Here is an 18,780-nt window from a genome sequence, read left to right as displayed (position 1 = left end):
TGTCAGTTATTTAAGAATAGCCCTGATACCAAAAGTGATCGTCTTAGCAGGTTTTATAACCTGAAAGTCCGGATCTATGCCCAGCTTATTTGCTTTCCAGAGAAGGGTATTCGGTTTATAATAGCTATAGATCTGAAAGGCGCTGAATGGAGTATTCCTGAACCAACTTAGATTATCAAAACTATAATTTGCACTGATATCTTTCAGGCGTATGTTATCTCCTTTTAGTACCAGTACGGAAGAATACTGGTAGAACTGATCCCGGTAATAATCGATATTGGCAAGGGTTGGTGCTGATGGTACATAAGTATGGTTTTCATCTCCCGCCTTCTGCCATCTTTTATTATAATCAACACCATCCAGTACTGAACCCAGCATATTATTTCCATATAGATTGGAGTAGTTTACAGATCGTGCACGGAAGTAAAAACCTGCCTCGTAGGTAATATTTGCTGAAACAGTAAAGTTCCTGTAGGTGAAACTATTTATGAAAGAGCCGAATATAGAAGGTGTTGCTCTGCCGTTATACACCAGATCTTTTAAGGGAGTATTATTGACGATTGAATTATAATCTGCGCTTAGCTTACCGGCTGTATCATATCCCTGTGGGTTACCGGATGCATCCAGTCCTCCCCATTTATAACTATATACACCATACACTGCATTCCCTACGATAGGTGAGGGAGCATTATATATGGCAGAATACGTGGTGGGTACAGCCAGGTATTTTGTTACTTTATCTGTATTGTAGCCAAACAGAAACCGGGTAGACCATTTGAAATTTTTCGTATCGATATTCTGAGAGACCAGATTAATATCAATACCGTAGCCTGTAAGGTTAGCCACGTTGCCTGTGCGGGTACTGGCACCTGTTGTTGGATCTATTGCATAACTGGCGATCAGGTTATTTGAATTCTTTTTGTAGTATTCCACAGATCCTGAGAGGATATTGTTTTTCAATCCAAAATCAAGTCCCAGATTCAACTGACTCACTTTCTCCCAGGTCAGGTTTGGATTAGGCAATCCGGTAAGTGTGGCATAAGGCAATCCTGATGATAGTGATGTAGGAGAATAATAATTGACAGTGGCCAGTGATGTAACGACACTGGACGGCGGGTTACCCTGGAAACCGTAAGTTGCTCTTAGTTTCAGAGAAGGGAGCCACTTTACGCGATAAAAATCCTCATGGTTAATGATCCAGCTACCACCTATGCTCCACAATGCTTTTTTCCTCAGGTTGGTATTTACGCCATACAGATTTGCCTGGTCTACACGGGCACTTCCTGACAGGATATAACGGCTTTTAAATGTATAAGCAGCATTCCCAAAATACGACCTGTAGGCAGTGAAATAGCCTGTTATTCCCTGTTGCAGTGAAGGTATCTGCTGAGTGTATGAGAATGGCAGTCCGGATAAACTATAGATCGTATTATTATAATAAGTGTTATAGTCCACATTCGTCTGGAATGTCCCGGATTTTGTATTATATCCGTACATGCTGTTATAACTGCCATCAATGGCTGTTTGATTACTTTCAAACCCACCGATAAAGTCTATCCTGTGATTAGGTGTTATTTCATGATTATAACTGAGTGACGCCCTTAAAAAATTCTCCACCTGTGCTGAATTAGCAGTTTTCAATATCCCTCCTTTACTGATAGGATAAGTAATACTACCATCTGCAGCGATCTGGGCGTACTGATCAACCAGGTTTCTGATGGCGAAAGTGGATTCGTCCTGCAGATTAGTCGTATTGGTCATTGCCCGGCTGTACTGGTATTGAAATTCAGCGGAGAATCCCAGCGGAAGTGTATACCTGATATCCGGACTGATCCTGAACTGTGTTAGTGTAGTATTTTCAAATTGATTAGCATGCAGTTCCGTTAAAGGATAATAACTGAGGTCATATAATCCGGCAGCATTTACTTTGGATATGAAATCTGTACTATAACCGTTGGCAATCTTCACACTAACCGGATTGCCGGCATTATCCACCAGCCGGCTATATGGGCTTATGGAAGCTATATCCGAATTATATGCTGCGTTATTGATCGTTTTGTTTTGGGTAAAATAAAGCGGAATCGTTATCTCCAGATTTTTAAATACCCTAAATGTATTGCCACCTGAAAGGGTGAAACGTTTCTGAGAGCTGAAATCCACTGCCTGATCGTTCTCATAACCAGCAGAAAGATAATACCTGCTATATGTAGAACCACCGCGCACATTTACATTGTACTGTTGATTAATGGCATTTCTGAAAAAGTATTTTTTCAGGTCATTACGTATATCATTTTTAGCCAGCGCAGCGATCTGAGCATCCGCCTGTGCCTGGGTTATGGTACCGCTTTTTACAGCAAACAGAATGTCTATTACATCACTGACTGCTTTTCCTCCATTATAATTGTTAGCCGGATCCGGATTGTAGTAAGCATCATATTTACCCTGTGTATACAAATCTTTCTCCAAACCTATATAGTCGTTTGTGGACATTTGGCGTTGAGAGAACAGATCAGGTCTGCTACCGATTGTAAGACTGGTATTAAAATCCACTACGGGTTTCTGATTATACTTTCCTTTTTTTGTAGTAATCACCAGTACACCATTACCAGCTCTGGCCCCCCAGATACTTGCTGCAGCTGCATCTTTCAATATGGTCAGTGACTCCACATCGTTCGGATTAATGCTGTTGATATCTCCCGAATAAGGAAAATTATCCAACACGATCAATGGCTGCTGAGAGGTGGTAGCCGTATTATTGATGTAAGTGGTAATAGTGCTTAATCCCCTGATGCTGAATTGAGGTGTTCCCTGCGGATAACGTGTATAAGAACTGCCAAAATTACTACTCTCCTGCCTGTTGTCAAAGTGAACACCTGATACTAATCCGTCCAGGTGGTCCAGCAGGTTGGGAGATACTGTTCTGTTAAACAGTTTATTGTCCAGTGTTTCAAAAGAACCGGTTGCTCTTTCCTTTGGCAGTGTCTGGTACCCCGTGCTAACAACAATTTCATTCAGATCTGAAGCGATTGCCCGGAGCATTATATTTAATTCTACAGTTGTATTAGCGCCAATTTCATTCGCGATGTTCACCGTTCTCACAACTGTCTGGTAACCTACATAACTGATCGTCACTTTGTAAGTTCCTGCGGGAATCTGGTTAATGGAATAATACCCCATTTCGTTGGTAGTAGACATTGATGAAGGGACACTGCCCAATCTCACATTTACACCAAACAACGGCCTTCCCAGGGAATCCACCACAGTACCTTTCAGATCACCGAAATTTTCCACCGTAAGTAGCTTTGGAAGACGATTTTCGCTAACGACAATCGTTTTGTTCTTTATACTGTAGCTAAAAGGCTGGTCCCTGAATATTTCATTCAATACTACACTCAGATCTGCATTCTTCACATCAATGCTTACCTGTTTTGCTCCCTGTAATGTTTTAGCGGTAAACAGGAAATCAAAACCAGTCTGGTTACTGATATCATCAAATACCTTCACCAATGGTGCATTCTTCTCAGATAACGAGATCTTCTGTGCGTATGAACCTGCACTAACATGAAGAACGGCAGTGACCATGAGCAACGCAATCAGCTTCATAATCAACATGATTTTGGTTATACAGCCGGGTGGCTGCACAAAGATTCCGGGATAAAATCTGTACATTTGCTGGGCATTGGTTTAATACGTTGTGCCTCCCCATTTCCGATGTTGCGGGCACTTCGTGGTTGATAATAGGTTTACTTATTACAAAAAATTAATCCCGGCTAAACCATCCCGGCGGCAACCGGGATGGTTTTATTGAGACTTACTCCATGACAATCACAGCCCTTCCTTCTATCTTAAAATGGACACTGTTCGTATTTTCAAGTATACTTAATACTTCATCTATATTTTTATAGCGGGAGATCTTACCATAGAAGTTTTCTACCGGTACTCTTCCACTATATTTAACATCAATATTATACCACCTTGAGAGTTTCCTCATGATGCTTTCAATCTTTTCATTGTTAAAGCGGAAGTAGCCATCCTTCCAGGCTACCTCCTGCTCTGCATTCACCACTCTGATTATAAAACTCTTATTCTGTAAAATAGTTTGCTCTCCCGGAGTTATAATTTTATACCCTGTTGCGTTCGATACTTTAACAGACCCTTCCAATAAGGTTGTTTTTGTATTGTCTTCATCTGTATAGGCATTAATGTTAAAGTGCGTACCTAATACGGCTACTTCCTGTCCGTTCGATACTACTTTAAATGGTTGGGCTTTATTATGTACTACTTCGAAGTAGGCTTCCCCTGTCAGTTCTACACTGCGCTCCTTACCGATGAAGGTAGCAGGGTATTTAAGGCTTGATGCCGCGTTCAGCATCACTTTTGAACCATCAGACAGGATAATCGCATATTGACCACCTCTAGGCACGCTAATGGTGTTCCAGGAAGTTCCGCCTTTACCGCTGTATACAATTGTCCCCCCCATTGTTTTTTGTATAGTAGCGTTATTATCATCGGCGATAACACCATTTTTAATACTGTCCAGGAGAATCTGTCGTCCGTTGCCTAAGGTTAATATAGCTTTATCGGAACCCGGCGTAATAACGTTTGTTGCTATCCGGGGAGTAGTATGCGAATTATTAAAGAGGTAGAAACCAGCAGAAAGCAGTAATATAACGGACGCCGCAATAGCCGCTCTCAACCATGAGTTATTTAAACGCCTGATGGGCTTATCACGCTTTGCATCGATCCTCTTTTTTAAGGAAATACCGAATAGCACCCGTTCATGGTCCGTTTTATCCCATGTATAAAGCCGTTGTTCCTCTGCTATCCAGGCTTCAATAGCCTGATTTTCCTCCTCAGAACACAGACCTTGCCTGTAACGTGCTAATAAATGCTTTGCCTGTTCTTCGTTCATATATATACTATTCCGAAAAAGGGCATTTGGTAGTAGATAATCCTGAAAAAACTTTAATTTTTTATAAAATGAAGGAAAATGACGCCAAAAGCGGTGAGGAACTCACTATTTATAGAGGAAGAAAGCACCTTTATAGCATTACTGATCTGCTTTTTAACGGTCGTTTCGGCAATTCCCAGCTTTTGGGCTATTTCTTTATGGGATAATTGCTCATAACGGCTTAAAACATAGATTTCTCTCATTTTGAGAGGTAATTTATTAATAGCATTATCAATCTCATCCTGCAACTGCTTTACTGATATCTGGTCATCAATGGTCAGGGATATGCCTTTCATGTTATCAGACAGGCGTTCCAGGAAGTTGTTGGTAGAGATATTTTTCTCTATATATCTAAGGGATAAGTTACGGGTAGCTTTTATAAGGTAGGAGATCAATGTACCCTTTACTTCTATGGTTTCTCTCCTGTTCCATAATGAAACAAAGATTTCCTGAACAATGTCTGCACCTTCAGTTTCGGACTTTATTAGCCGGATGGCATAAGTTGCCATCTTTTCCCAATATCTTGCATAAATTTCTGTAAATGCAGTGTCGTCCCCTTTTTTTAACAGTAAAAGTAATTCCTGATCACTGCATGTGTTGAGTCCCGGCATTAAAAAATGTATCAAACGAATTTACAAAAAATAAAAATACCTAATTCTGAATTCTTTCTGGATTTATTCTTAAAACCAGATTAAAAACCAATTAAGCTTTTTTAATAAATTTCCAATTCTGAATTCTTTCTGTAGTCAACGTTACCAATGCGTTAAGGAAAGATTACGCTTATATTAATTCGTTATTTGCCCTAAAAATTAATATGCCCCCTTCGTAGTATTGTCCAACCAAATCTACTGCTAACATGAAGGGACGCTCTTTCTTCTACATTCAATTAATTACATTATTATTTTTTTGCCAGACACTTGTTGCGGGAGATATCAAGGGACACATTTTTGATAAAAACACAAAAGAACAACTGATAGGCGCAGCTATTACACTGTTACCTTCAGGTAAAAAAGTACAGTCTTCCCTGGATGGCAGCTTTAGCTTCAAAGACCTTACCGCAGGGCATTACAAATTATCAATATCGTATGTTGGTTATGCTGCTGCTGATACCAGTATTGAAGTAACAGACAATAGTATCAGCAACATCAATATTTATCTTTCTTCGGGTATTTATAACCTGTCTGATGTTGTGATTAAATCAGGGAAAAACGAAGGCTCTGATGAATATGCCAAAAGAAGAGAACAGACAGCCAACAACATTGTAAATATTGTCTCTGCACATGCTATTGCAATATCTCCTGATATCACAGTAGCCAATGTAATGCAGCGTATATCCGGTGTTTCCATTGAACGCGGCAGCTCTGGTGATGGTCAGTATGCTATCATCAGAGGGATGGATAAAAGGTATAATACCACACTTGTAAATGGTGTAAAAATCCCTAGTCCGGATAACAGGAACAGGTATGTTCCGCTGGATATTTTCCCGGCAGAATTACTAGACAGAATAGAAGTGATCAAATCACTGACACCTGATATGGAGGCAGATGCTGCCGGTGGGGTAATCAATCTGGTGATGAAAAATGCACCAGATAAATTTAAGCTGGAAGGCAACATTGGTACAGGTTACAGCCAGATTATGCTGAACAGGGATTTTGTTTCTTATTCCAGATCTCATATAAGTAGTAAATCGCCTTCCGAAATAACAGGACCCGGTGTATATGCACCTATCTCAGCATTCCCTTATCAGAATGTAATGACAAGTACCGGCAAAGCCCCCGTGAATAAGAATGTGAATCTTACACTGGGAAACCGGTTTTTAGATAATAAATTAGGTATTATTTTTTCAGGCAGTTATCAGAATGCATATAGAGGAAGCAACTCTAGTTCATTGCTGCAAAGCCCTACAGTACCACCTGCCGCTGATGCCAGTCATGAGCAGCAACCGGCATTCTCTGATGTGTTTGCCCGGCAGTTTAATTCACGTACAGACCGTTCCGGACTTGAAACAAAGATTGATTATAACTTTAACGCGGGCAACTCTATCAGTCTGTTTGCTACTTACCTGCAGTTAAATGAACAAAGGGTAAAAATAACCAGCGATTCTCTCTTAGGTGGATATTCTACTGCTTATAATTTTGTAGGTCCCTATGCTATTTATCAGCGCCAGGAAATAAGGACAGACCTGCAAAACATTTTCAATGTTACGTTACAGGGTAAAAATACATTAACGAATAAACTGACTACAGACTGGTCATTGGTAGTATCACAGGCTAAACGGGAAATACCTGATAATGCACAATTTTCAACAGCACGAGCAGTAAATCCAAATACCAACAACGGTACTTTTACAATCTCCCCACCAGTGGTAGGTAATGAATCCCGTGAATGGATTCATAATACAGATAAAGACCTTGCGGGTTATCTCAATCTTCATTATAAAGCAAGTATCAAAGGACATACTTCCCTGTTTGGGTTTGGTGGTATGTACCGCCATAAAGAGAGAGATAACTACGATAACGCATATAAGCTTACACCCGTAAGTGATTCCAATTCGAATTATCAGCAGTATGTATCCATACCTGCCTCGAAGTTTACATTTGTTCCTGCCAATGGAGCTTTAGGCAATGCAGCTGGGAATCCGGGTATATACAATTTCAAAGAGAATGTGGGTGCCGCCTATGTTGACCTGAAGTATAACGTGAATGACCATATTGAATTATTGGGAGGTGTAAGGGTGGAGAATACACATCAAAATTATGTATCGTCTCTGCCTGTAACCGTAGATGGGAAGTCGGCAGATATCAGTTATCTGGACGTATTGCCCAGTCTGCAAGGTAAATATTCCCTTGATGCAGGAAGGGCCATACGCTTCTCTTATTTCAGGTCCATCTTCCGCCCTGCCTATGCTGATCTGATCGCATTCCCTGAGCGAGGAAGTTCCAATGACAATTATGAAACGCAGGGTAATCCACATTTACAGCATACTGTTATTGATAATATCGATCTACGTTATGAGATGTTCCCTAAAGGACTTGATCAGTTCATGGTAGGTGCATTCTATAAGTTTATCAGCAACCCGATTGAGTATGCCTTTACACAAACCGGTTTTGGTGATATTATACTTTCTCCCAACAATTTCGGGAACGCTAACAACTTTGGATTTGAGGTAGTATTCAGAAAATACTTCAGCAACTTTGGAGTATCCGGCAACTACACTTATACCCACTCTGTTATCAACTCCTCCAAATTTTTCTATTATCAATCTGCATCAGGCGAAGCTATTAATGCAAAGGTGGGTGAAAGAAGACCCTTACAGGGACAGAGCGCTCATATAGGCAATTTCTCCCTGCTGTATAAGAGTCCCAAAAACAAGATAGATGCACAGCTGGCACTGGTATATACCGGCGAAAGAATCAATACACTTTCTTTATACAGGGGGCTTGACAACTGGGAGAAACCTACGGTGAACCTCGACTTTTCCGCACAAAAGGAGTTTGGCCATCATTTCATCTTTTATGTGAAAGTGAATAATATTCTCAATACACCTTTCCATTTAATTATCAAACAGAACAACAGTAGTTACAGCGGTAAATACAAACTGCCATTCCAGGAAAGTCCGGATTATGTAACAGTACAATACGATAAATTTTATGCTTCATATTCATTAGGGTTCAGATTTAATTTTTAAAAACAAAATAAACACACATGCAACAAATTAAAATTGGCAGTATCTATGCTTTACTGGCATTTACAATTGCATTAACATCCTGCTCAAAGTCGGATTCTTCTAATGTTTCTGTCGGGCAGATACAGGTAGGACAAGCAGTAAGTGCTTCCACACCTTTATCCGGCGCTATTAAAGGAACTATGCTGACTGGCGAAACCTACACAATCAGTGGTGATGTAACTGTTAACGCTGGTGATACCCTGCTGATTCAAAAGGGTGTAACTGTTAAAGTAACCAATGCAGCTGCTATCGTTGTAAAAGGAACATTTGTGAGTCTGGGTACCAAAGATGCCCCGGTAACAATCACAGATCCATCAAGAACAAAAACTACCGGTTCATCTACTGCTACTTCAGACTCTGCTTATGCCGGTGGATGGTCAGGTATTTATTGCGATAAAACCTGTCCGTTGTTAGTGATCAAGTGGACACATCTTGATTTCTCCGGAGCAGGTATACAGACTATTCCTTTTACAGGTCCTTCTGTAGGAGATCAGTATTGTATCTACTTTGGTAATCCTAATGGTAACTTTATCCTGGAGGATTCCTGGATTTATGGTACACCGGATGATGCGGTACGTTTCTATGGTGGTCATGTTAACATCATGCGTAACACCCTTGAAAAATGTGGTGGTACAGGTGGAGACGGCTTCAATGCCAAAGGTGGTACACAAGGTAACATGGCGTACAACCTGATTATAGGTGGTGCTACCAATGGTACAAAATCTGCCAATGACGGTGGTATCCAGCCACAGTGTATGATCGCTATGTATAACAATACATATGTAAATGACGGTTTCAGAAATACAGGTACATTTGGCGCAAGAAGTGGTTCTGTAGAAGTAGAGAACAACTCAAGAGCGCTTGTTTATAATAACCTGATCGTTGAGTGCGCCTTTGGTGTAAGAATCGCAGGTGGTAACAATGTAACTGCCAAAGTTTACCTGGCAGATACAACAGGCCCGCACACAGGAGATCCGATCGTTCAGACAGCATATGGTTATAATTATTTCTACGGAGATAATGTAGCACTGACTAACCAGTTCTTACCAACAAATATTGCACAGGCAGTAGTAACTCATCCACAGGCTACAGGTATACCAAATATGGCTGCTTTCCTGGGTGCTTCTTATACTTTCGGTATGCAATATGATGGTACTTCACTCGTTAGCCAGAACAATCCTTTGTTCGTAAACTATCCGCTTCCGAATGCGAACTACCAGACACAGGCTTCTGTAGATAGCTATAATTTCCATTTACAGGCTACTTCACCAGCTGTTGGTAAAGGTTACCTGGCCTTCACTCCGATCACGAATGTACCTGTTGATGCGAACTTTGGTTCCAGCGGGATTACTGGTCCGGGTAAAGACTTAGGTTGTTACCAGTTAGATGGTACAGGCAATCAGCATTAATATTTATCAATAAAAGCATGGCAGTACATTGTATTGCCATGCTTGTTTTTTCTGGTGTATGAGAAATTTTATTATTCTTTGTCTGTTGATAGTTTCCTGTAAGAAAAATACTACTCCGGTTACTACAGTTCATCCTGATACTACGCTTATAACAGGTATAAAAGCCACTTTACCGGCTGTGCTGAAAGAATCATCAGGATTGTGTTATACAGATGGACAGTTATGGAGCTTTGGAGATAGTGGCAATCCTAATGCTATTTATAAGATTGATACTACTACCGGAGCTATATTGCAAACGGTAACAATTGTTAATTATCCTAATGTCGATTGGGAAGATATAACTGCTGATTCCTTGTATATTTACATTGGCGATTTTGGAAATAACAGTGGAGACAGAACTGATCTTAAAATCCTGCGGGTTAAAAAATCAGATTTGAATAATGCTGCCAGTGTGAATGCAGAAGCGATTAACTTCTCCTATACAGACCAGACAGATTTCAGTGCTAATGACAATAGTAATTTTGATTGTGAATCGCTGCTGGTTATTCATGACAGCCTGTATATTTTCACCAAGGATGCCGGTGATCTGAAAACCCGTTGTTATAAAATGCCTGCTATACCCGGCACTTATGCAGTCTCTCCTTTTACAGCATTTGATTCACAGGGGAAGATTACCGCTGCTGCCTATAATCCTGACACAAAAGAAGTGGCTTTACTGGGTTATATGAATAAGAAAATACAGCCGTTCATCTGGTTATTGAATGGTTATACCACGGATAATTTTTTCAGTGGCACAACCAAACGGTTTAATATCGGGAATCAGTCCGACTGGCAAACAGAAGGACTGGATTATATTACTCCCGGCAGGTTCTTTATGAGTTGCGAGAGTAGTACAAGCCATGCTGCTACATTGTATTATGTACAGAAGCAGGGATTTTAGTTATTTCTTTAACTGCTGATCTATCAGGGCTACCAGTTTATCAAATTCTTCCGGTGCATATCCTATAGACTGATAAATGATTTTTCCGCTGGCATCAATCAATACATTCCTGGGGATACCATCCGTTGCAAATTTGCTGAAGATACTACGGTCTAAATCAGGGAGAATAGGGAATGTGAAGCCTTTCTTTGCTTTGAAAGGTGTAAGTTTTTCCCAGCCTTCTTCTCTGCCAAAAACAAAAAAGGCAAATTTGGGATTGTCTTTATGTTTATCCCATACTTTCTTTTGTGCTTCCGGCAACTCTATATTGCAGGGAGGACACCAGGTAGCGAAGAAATTAATCAATACCAGTTTGCCTTTGTAATCAGTGATCTTCACTTTTTTACCCTTTTCTGTTTCAAAAGAAAAAACAGGTACTTTATTACCTATGGCAGTATGAAAACCTGTCTGGGCAAAGGCGGTGATAGTGATAAAAGATAATAATACAGGGAGTAATATCCTTTTCATATGTATAGTTTAAAACTTATTCTTCTGCTTCAATTGTATCCCCTTCCATCTCCAGATAAGTGACATTGATGTTGAGGATCTCTTTGGCAGGGATGATCACGAGGTCACCGGGTAAACGGATAGGATCACCGGGTTCGTTGGCATAAAAACTGTATTTCTCAGTACCTGCTTCGTTCTGATCAGAAACGGCCCTGCGGCGCAGGTCCCGCCTCATTACCTGGGTAAGTACAATATAATCAAGTTCGGTGGATTTTGTCTGGAAGTAATAGTTTTCCAGATAACCTGAATAGATCAGCGTCGCTTCTTTGGAGACGGTCACTACATGCAGCAGGATCACATCAAAGTTCTTATCTGCATACTTACCATCGAATAGTTCATACCATTCATTTCCGGCTCCCAGCAGGGAGATGATCTTATTACTCAGCCATTCATTTTTAACGATGCGCCAGCTTGCCAGGAATGCCGCACCAAATGCAAAGAGTACATACGACAGGAATATTACGATATCCCATCCCAGTATTTTATTACTGATATGAAAATCACGGTTAGAATAGATGATATTCAGGATGAGGTCATACTTCACCTGTATGCCCAATAAATAGATGATTGGCAGCAATACGAGATGCGTACAGATGGGTACTAATATAAAAAGCCAGATAGTGTCTGTGATGGAAAGTGCTCCTAATAATTCCTTTAATTGGCGATGGTTATTGAGGGCTAACCTAAAAGAAATGGCGGGTATAAAAAGCAATGTTATAAGGAATGCACCTATTGCAATATTCATGTATTATATCAGGGTAGAGAAACGTTTACCTTGCGCACAGTGAATTCAATAATTTTATTCGTATTGTCCAGGGCAGCCTTGAATTTTACCGGCTCCCCGTTTGAAATCCGGTCACTGTTATTATCCACCGCCTTTGATAAAGCATTTGCAGCTTTACTGTTGCGGAGAAATGCGAGTCCGAGTTTACTAATCTTTGCCTTCATAAAGTATTAATTTGATACCTATGATACAAATATAACAAAAAAGAGGCCATTCTGCAAAGCGTAGTGTCAATATGATCATTTATGCTTATACACCAATAATCGTAAAGCATTGAATACCACTACAATAGTAGATCCTTCATGTGCCATTACAGCCGGGCCTATACTCGCTATACCCAGCAGGGTGAGCGGGATTAACACCACCACCATCCCCAAACTGATAAACAGGTTCTGTTTGATGATACCGTTGGCCTTACGGCTGAGAGCGATGGCAAAAGGCAGCTTGTCCAGGCGGTCACCCATCAGGGCAATATCCGCGGTTTCCAGGGCTACATCAGAACCGGCAGCTCCCATAGCGATGCCTACGGTACTGTTCGCCATTGCCGGGGCATCATTCACTCCATCTCCTACCATGGCAACTTTCCCTTCGGAAGCGATCAGCTTTTTGATGGCATCTACTTTTTGTTCGGGTAACAGGTTGCCCCAGGCATCCGTCAGACCGATTGCTTTAGCGATAGCATCTGCCACCTGCTGGCTATCACCAGATAACATGATCATCTTCCTGATACCCCCTTCTTTTAAGCGTTGTAATGCCTCCTTTGCTTCTTCTCTGGGGGTATCCATCATTGTCACTATCCCTAAGTATTGATCATCTCTTTTTACGATCATCGAAGTATTACCCTGGCTTTCCAGGGAACTGAGTTTGTCGTTTAGTGCTGCCGGTAATGCGTTTTCAAACATTGCCCGGTTGCCGATGTAAATGGTGCTGTTCTGCCATTTTGCTTTCACACCTTTTCCCTGTACTGCTTCCAGTTCCTGCGCCTGAGTGATGGTCTTACCTTTCAGCTTTTCTGTTCCATCTGTTACCAGCGCTTTTGCCAACGGATGATCACTCAATGCTTCTACGGCTACAACAGCCTCCAGCAGTTCCTCTTCGTTTACTCCTTCTGAGGGGATTATGTTAGTCAGCCTGGGCTTTCCGGCAGTGAGTGTACCTGTTTTATCGAATGCCAGGGCGGTGAGTGTACCAAGGTCTTCCAATGGTCTGCCGCCTTTTATCAGCACCCCTTCTCTGGCAGCACGGGCTACACCACTTAATACCGCACTGGGGGTAGATATTGCTAATGCACATGGACTGGCAGCTACCAGCACAGACATGGCGCGGTAGAAACTCTGACTGAACGTTTCGTCTATCACCAGGAATGCAAAACATAACAGCACTACTGATATCAGTACAACCGGTACAAAGACCTTCTGCAGTTTATCAGTAAACCGTTGAGTGGGAGATTTTTGCTGCTGCCCTTCATTAACGAGTTTTATTAATCTTGAGATAGTAGAATCTGATGCTGGTTTTGATACTTTTATTTCCAGTGAACCATTACCGTTGATAGAACCAGCGAATACATTGCTGTTTACCTGTTTTTCTACAGGCATGCTTTCTCCTGTGATGGGTGCCTGGTTTACACTGCTGTTACCTTGTACAACTTCTCCGTCTGCAGGGATTTTAGTATTAGGTTTCACTACAATGATATCCCCGGGCTTTAACTGTTCTATCCCTACTTCCTTACCGTCTTTCAGCCAGGCCGTTTTAGGCGCCAGTTCTGCCAAAGCAGATATTGATTTACGCGCCTTGTTCATGGCGTAGTGTTCCAGCGAATGCCCCAGACTAAAGAGGAATAATAATAATGCACCTTCTGCCCAGTCGCCTAAGATGGCTGCGCCTACGGCGGCGACCAGCATTAAAGAATCGATATCAAAAGTACCTGATCTGATATTTTCAATGGCTTCTTTTGCGGTGTAAAACCCGCCGAAGAAATAAGCGCCTATATAAAATGCAAGAGGAACCCAGTGAACATTAGTGATGAATGACAAAGCGAAACCAGTTCCCAGCAAGCCGCCACAGATCAGGCTAAAAATGAGTTCAGTATTTTTACCGAACCATCCCCCATGTTCATGATTATGACCCTGTGTATGTTCATGATCATGATTACAATTATGCTTTTGTTCCATTTTCATAGTTTAATGTTCTTCCTCTTCTTCACTATTTTTCATTTTCGAATATAAGGCATAAGCGCCTTTCAAAACAACCTTTGTATTTAATTTATCAAAGCCCTGCGGCAACATAATTTCTGTGAACCCCAGTTCACTGCTACCTTTTTCTACAGCTATCATTTCATACTGATATTGTCCTTTCTCAATAAAGATGTAAGGCTTGTCATCAAACTGTACAATGGCTTCATCTGGCAAGGCATCTACCATAGCATTGCCTGTTTCTATCCAGGCTGTCAGATACATGCCTGGCAGTAGTTGTTTATCTTCATTATCCAGGTGGCAATGTACCTGTACCGTGCGTTCATCACTGATCTGCCGGCCTATCAGGTGTACTTTTGCTGTACGCTGTTTGCTTTCATTCGCCAATGTGAATCGCACCCGTTGCCCTTCTTTCAGTTTGGGCAGGTCTCTTTCAAAGACGGTTAATTCAGCGTGCAGATGTTCTGTATTTACGATTTCAAACAACTTGTCACTGGGGTTTACGAAAGCACCTACATTGGTATTTACTTCTGTAACATAGCCTGTAATTGGGCTATACAGAGAAATAGTGCTCTGTATTTTTCCTGCTTCCAATGCTTTCAGATCAATATTCAGGAGTTTTAATTTTTCTTTAAGTCCATTGATCTTTGCCATTAAAGAGAAATAGTTTGCCTTTGATTGCTCTAATACTTTTTTTGCGTTCACATTTTCTTTTGCCAGCGTTGTTTCCCGTTCATAATCCGCTTGCAGGTATTCTTCCTGACTCTTATTTTCCAGGTAATCCTGTTGCAGCTGGATCAGGTCCGGATGTTGTAGTGTAGCAACAACCTCGCCTTTTTTTATCAGAGAGCCTTGTAACAGCTCTGTGTTTTTTATAAATGCCCCAAAAGGAGCTGCAATGGTAATCAGGCTTTGCGGAGGTACATCCAGTTTTCCGTTGGCTTTGATATTACTGCTGATCTGCTTTAATTCTATTTTACCGGTAGTTATACCGGCATTGGTATATTGAGCGGATGTTAATTCAACGACAGAGGATGCTCCTTCTTCATGAGGAGTTTCTGCTTTGGGTATTTTACTCCCACAGGCGGTAATAATAAAAAATAAACTACTGTATATGAGACGTTTCATTTTTTCTTGGTTTAATCATTTCAGATAACACATAAAGACAGGGCAATACCAGTAAAGTAAGGATGGTGGCAGTGATCAATCCACCGATGACTACAGTAGCCAGCGGCTTCTGGACCTCTGCCCCACTGCCGTGCGACAAGGCCATTGGCAGGAATCCCAGGGAGGCTACAGTGGCTGTCATGATTACAGGGCGTAAGCGGGTACGTGTTCCCTGTAACACAATCTCTTTCAGACTGGTAAGTCCTTCTTTTTTCAGGCGGTTGAATTCCGCTATTAATACGATACCATTTAGTACAGCTACACCAAATAATGCGATGAACCCTACAGCTGCGGAGATACTGAAAGGCATATCTCTCAGCCATAACGCGATGATACCGCCGATGGCAGAAAGCGGGATAGCTGTGTAGATGAGTAGGCCCTGTTTGATAGAACCGAATGTAAAATAGAGTAACACGAAGATGAGTAATAGTGCTGCCGGAACGGCTACTTTTAAACGTGTCCTTGCCTGTTGCAGGTTTTCAAAAGTTCCTCCGTAGGTGATGTAATACCCCGGCGACATTTTTACCTTTTCTCCTATTTTTTTCTGTAGTTCTCTGACGATACTTTCCACGTCGCGGCCACGGACATTGAAGCCGACAGTAATGCGGCGTTTGGCATCGTCTCTCTGTATCTGGTTAGGTCCTACTTTCAGTTCTATGTCTGCCAGTTCGGTGATGGGTACCTGTACACCATTGGGAGCAGTGATGTATAGTCCTTTTACATCATCCAGGTACTGGCGGTTTTCTTTATCCAGTCGTACTACAAGGTCGAAGCGTTTTTCGCCTTCGTATACAATGCCGGCGCTTTTACCTGCAAATGCGGTGTTGATGACATCGTTGATGTCTTCGATGTTTAGTCCGAAGCGGGCTATTAAATCCCGTTTGTAGTTGATGACGATCTGTGGCAGTCCGGTTACCTGTTCTACGTAGAGGTCTTTTGCTCCTTTGATCTTTCCTGCAACTGCCCCTACTTTCTGAGCGTAGGCAGCCAGTAAATCCAGGTCTTCACCGTAAATCTTTATCACTACGTCCTGACGGGCACCGGTCATCAGTTCGTTGAAACGCATCTGTATCGGTTGCTGGAAGCCGAAAGTAACACCGGGTATTTCTTCCAGGGCTGCGGACATCCTTTCTGCCAGTTCAGGCGTAGCAGTAGCTTTGTTTTTCAGCACCACGATTAGATCGCAGGCTTCTACCGGCATCGGATCTGTGGGAATTTCCCCACTTCCGATTTTGCCTACCACTTCTTTCACTTCGTTGGGAAAGTTTTTTAAGATAATGCCTGCGGCTTTATCTGCGGCAGCAATTGTTTCAGACATACTGCTGCCTTTTAATACACGCATTTCTACTGCAAAATCACCTTCGTCTAAGGAAGGGATGAATTCTGCGCCCAGCCTGTTGAATAGTAACAGGCTAAGGCCCAGTAACAGCATGGCCGATATCACGATACTCTTTTTGAAACGCAGTGCAAAGCGGATCAGCGGGTTATATACCCGGTAAAAGAAGTCCATGATCTTATCGGAGAAGGTACGTTTGGCAGAGATGTTTTTATCTAAAAACAGGGCGCTTACCATTGGCACATAGGTAAGCGATAAAATAAAGGCCCCTGCAATCGCAAATGCGACCGTTTGCGCCATTGGACGGAACATTTTGCCTTCTATGCCTGCGAGGGCTAAAATGGGGAGATAAACGATTAATATGATAATTTCTCCAAAGGCTGCGGAAGTACGGATACGACTGGCCGACTGATACACCTCCTCATCCATTTCTTTCTGGGTAAGTTTGTTACCGGTGTTACGTAGTCCCAGGTGATGCATCGTTGCTTCCACAATAATCACCGCTCCATCTACTATCAACCCGAAATCTATAGCGCCCAGGCTCATCAGGTTCCCGGATACGTTAAACAGCCGCATCATACAAACGGCAAACAACATTGCCAGCGGGATCACGGAAGCGACTATCAGCCCTGCCCGGAAGTTGCCCAGCAACAATACCAGTACGAAGATGACAATCAATGCTCCTTCTGCAAGGTTACGGGTGACTGTCTCAATGGCATTGTTCACCAGTTTGGTACGATCCAGGAAGGGTTCTATCAGTACTCCTTCGGGTAGTGTCTTTTCTATCTGTGTGATGCGTTTTTTTACATCAGCAATGACGGCAGAGGAATTCGCCCCTTTCAGCATCATCACAATAGCTCCTACCCTTTCGCCTTCGGTATTCCGCGTCATAGCTCCATAACGGATGGCATGTCCGAAGCTCACTTTTCCTATATTGGCAATCAGTACCGGAATACCATTGTTATTATTTTTGACTACGATATTACTGATATCATCCAGGTTACTGATCAACCCTTCGCTTCTGATGAAATAAGCATTCGGTCTTTTATCTATATAAGCTCCGCCTGTATTCTGGTTGTTTTTCTCCAGGGCGATAAATACGTCGCTGATGCCCAGGTTCATACTACGGAGTTTCTCCGGGTCCAGGGATATTTCGTATTGTTTGAGGTATCCACCCAAACTGCTTACATCTGCTACTCCGGGTACGCCCAGTAACTGTCTGCGCACGATCCAGTCCTGTATAGTGCGCAGGTCCATGGCAGAGTATTTCTTTTCATAGCCGGGTTTGGTGTGTATTACGTATTGGTAAATCTCCCCCAGTCCGGTAGTAAGCGGAGCCAGTTCAGGGTTCCCCACTCCTGCCGGAATCTGTTCCCTTATTGATGCCAGGCGTTCACTTACCTGTTGTCTGGCCCAGTAAACATCTGTTTTATCTTCAAACACCACAGTGACCACGCTAAGGCCAAAGCGTGAAAAAGAACGTACTTCTGTAATCTCCGGGATAGTAGCCACTGACTGTTCTACCGGGAAAGTCACCAGTCTTTCAATATCCTGTGCGGCCTGTGAAGGCGCGGTAGTAATGATCTGTACCTGGTTATTTGTAATATCTGGTACGGCATCGATGGGCAATCCTCTTAAACTGGAGATTCCCCATACGATCAGCACCAGTGTAAACAATGCTATGACCAGCTTATTCCGTATGGAATAGCTGATGATCTTATCGAGCAT

12 protein-coding genes are annotated in these 18,780 nt (G+C 42.1%); 3 read left to right on the top strand and 9 right to left on the bottom strand.

Annotated features, from left to right (window positions below; all coding sequences use genetic code 11):
* Nucleotides 1–6 precede the first annotated feature (6 nt).
* From BMW86_RS27120 to BMW86_RS27110, 3 genes are all read right to left on the bottom strand, one after another.
* A complete protein-coding gene (locus tag BMW86_RS27120) occupies nucleotides 7–3,603 on the bottom strand; it encodes a SusC/RagA family TonB-linked outer membrane protein (protein WP_177189412.1) in 3,597 nt (1,198 codons plus the stop codon).
* Nucleotides 3,604–3,811: 208 nt separating this feature from the next.
* Complete coding sequence (locus BMW86_RS27115) at nucleotides 3,812–4,912, bottom strand: FecR family protein (RefSeq protein ID WP_089786110.1); 1,101 nt, start codon at nucleotides 4,910–4,912, stop codon at nucleotides 3,812–3,814.
* 53 nt (nucleotides 4,913–4,965) lie between these two features.
* Entirely contained in the window at nucleotides 4,966–5,562 is a 597-nt protein-coding gene (locus tag BMW86_RS27110) for an RNA polymerase sigma factor (protein ID WP_089786108.1), read from the bottom strand.
* A gap of 245 nt (nucleotides 5,563–5,807) precedes the next feature.
* Between BMW86_RS27110 and BMW86_RS27105 the strand changes: the two genes are divergently transcribed.
* Genes BMW86_RS27105 through BMW86_RS27095 form a run of 3 tightly spaced genes read left to right on the top strand, consistent with a single transcriptional unit; the run spans nucleotide 5,808 to nucleotide 11,027 of the window.
* A complete protein-coding gene (locus BMW86_RS27105) occupies nucleotides 5,808–8,639 on the top strand; it encodes a TonB-dependent receptor (RefSeq protein WP_089786106.1) in 2,832 nt (943 codons plus the stop codon).
* Nucleotides 8,640–8,656: 17 nt separating this feature from the next.
* Nucleotides 8,657–10,087 carry a hypothetical protein gene (locus tag BMW86_RS27100; RefSeq protein WP_089786104.1) on the top strand — a complete coding sequence of 477 codons (1,431 nt, stop codon included), beginning with the start codon at nucleotides 8,657–8,659 and terminating at the stop codon, nucleotides 10,085–10,087.
* Between the two features lie 58 nt (nucleotides 10,088–10,145).
* A complete protein-coding gene (locus BMW86_RS27095; protein ID WP_089786102.1) occupies nucleotides 10,146–11,027 on the top strand; it encodes a hypothetical protein in 882 nt (293 codons plus the stop codon).
* Here BMW86_RS27095 and BMW86_RS27090 read toward each other — a convergent pair whose 3' ends face one another.
* The 6 genes from BMW86_RS27090 to BMW86_RS27065 all read right to left on the bottom strand — a co-directional run bounded on the left by BMW86_RS27090 (nucleotide 11,028) and on the right by BMW86_RS27065 (nucleotide 18,780).
* The gene (locus BMW86_RS27090) at nucleotides 11,028–11,534 is read right to left on the bottom strand and encodes a TlpA family protein disulfide reductase (protein WP_089786100.1); all 507 of its coding nucleotides are present in this window, start codon (nucleotides 11,532–11,534) and stop codon (nucleotides 11,028–11,030) included.
* A 16-nt stretch (nucleotides 11,535–11,550) separates the two neighbouring features.
* The gene (locus BMW86_RS27085; protein ID WP_089786098.1) at nucleotides 11,551–12,318 is read right to left on the bottom strand and encodes a hypothetical protein; all 768 of its coding nucleotides are present in this window, start codon (nucleotides 12,316–12,318) and stop codon (nucleotides 11,551–11,553) included.
* A gap of 8 nt (nucleotides 12,319–12,326) precedes the next feature.
* Entirely contained in the window at nucleotides 12,327–12,521 is a 195-nt protein-coding gene (locus tag BMW86_RS27080) for a hypothetical protein (RefSeq protein WP_089786096.1), read from the bottom strand.
* A gap of 75 nt (nucleotides 12,522–12,596) precedes the next feature.
* Nucleotides 12,597–14,528, bottom strand: a complete 1,932-nt coding sequence (locus BMW86_RS27075; protein WP_255373022.1) for a heavy metal translocating P-type ATPase — start codon at nucleotides 14,526–14,528, stop codon at nucleotides 12,597–12,599.
* 9 nt (nucleotides 14,529–14,537) lie between these two features.
* Complete coding sequence (locus BMW86_RS27070) at nucleotides 14,538–15,677, bottom strand: efflux RND transporter periplasmic adaptor subunit (RefSeq protein ID WP_089786091.1); 1,140 nt, start codon at nucleotides 15,675–15,677, stop codon at nucleotides 14,538–14,540.
* The gene (locus tag BMW86_RS27065; protein ID WP_089786089.1) at nucleotides 15,655–18,780 is read right to left on the bottom strand and encodes an efflux RND transporter permease subunit; all 3,126 of its coding nucleotides are present in this window, start codon (nucleotides 18,778–18,780) and stop codon (nucleotides 15,655–15,657) included. The genes BMW86_RS27070 and BMW86_RS27065 overlap by 23 nt, the downstream gene beginning before the upstream one ends.

It is taken from the genome of Chitinophaga sp. YR573 (genome assembly GCF_900110995.1).
GTDB lineage: Bacteria > Bacteroidota > Bacteroidia > Chitinophagales > Chitinophagaceae > Chitinophaga.
Note: the sequence above shows the minus strand (reverse complement) of the source record. Positions and strands in the feature narration are given on the sequence as shown.

What these genes read in the sequence shown, in the direction of transcription:
- BMW86_RS27095 (WP_089786102.1), top strand. Translation starts at nt 10,146, where the DNA reads ATGAGAAATTTTATTATTCTTTGTCTGTTGATAGTTTCCTGTAAGAAA.
- BMW86_RS27120 (WP_177189412.1), bottom strand. Translation starts at nt 3,603, where the DNA reads ATGAAGCTGATTGCGTTGCTCATGGTCACTGCCGTTCTTCATGTTAGT.
- BMW86_RS27115 (WP_089786110.1), bottom strand. Translation starts at nt 4,912, where the DNA reads ATGAACGAAGAACAGGCAAAGCATTTATTAGCACGTTACAGGCAAGGT.
- BMW86_RS27090 (WP_089786100.1), bottom strand. Translation starts at nt 11,534, where the DNA reads ATGAAAAGGATATTACTCCCTGTATTATTATCTTTTATCACTATCACC.
- BMW86_RS27075 (WP_255373022.1), bottom strand. Translation starts at nt 14,528, where the DNA reads ATGGAACAAAAGCATAATTGTAATCATGATCATGAACATACACAGGGT.
- BMW86_RS27100 (WP_089786104.1), top strand. Translation starts at nt 8,657, where the DNA reads ATGCAACAAATTAAAATTGGCAGTATCTATGCTTTACTGGCATTTACA.
- BMW86_RS27105 (WP_089786106.1), top strand. Translation starts at nt 5,808, where the DNA reads ATGAAGGGACGCTCTTTCTTCTACATTCAATTAATTACATTATTATTT.
- BMW86_RS27085 (WP_089786098.1), bottom strand. Translation starts at nt 12,318, where the DNA reads ATGAATATTGCAATAGGTGCATTCCTTATAACATTGCTTTTTATACCC.
- BMW86_RS27110 (WP_089786108.1), bottom strand. Translation starts at nt 5,562, where the DNA reads ATGCCGGGACTCAACACATGCAGTGATCAGGAATTACTTTTACTGTTA.
- BMW86_RS27065 (WP_089786089.1), bottom strand. Translation starts at nt 18,780, where the DNA reads ATGCTCGATAAGATCATCAGCTATTCCATACGGAATAAGCTGGTCATA.
- BMW86_RS27080 (WP_089786096.1), bottom strand. Translation starts at nt 12,521, where the DNA reads ATGAAGGCAAAGATTAGTAAACTCGGACTCGCATTTCTCCGCAACAGT.
- BMW86_RS27070 (WP_089786091.1), bottom strand. Translation starts at nt 15,677, where the DNA reads ATGAAACGTCTCATATACAGTAGTTTATTTTTTATTATTACCGCCTGT.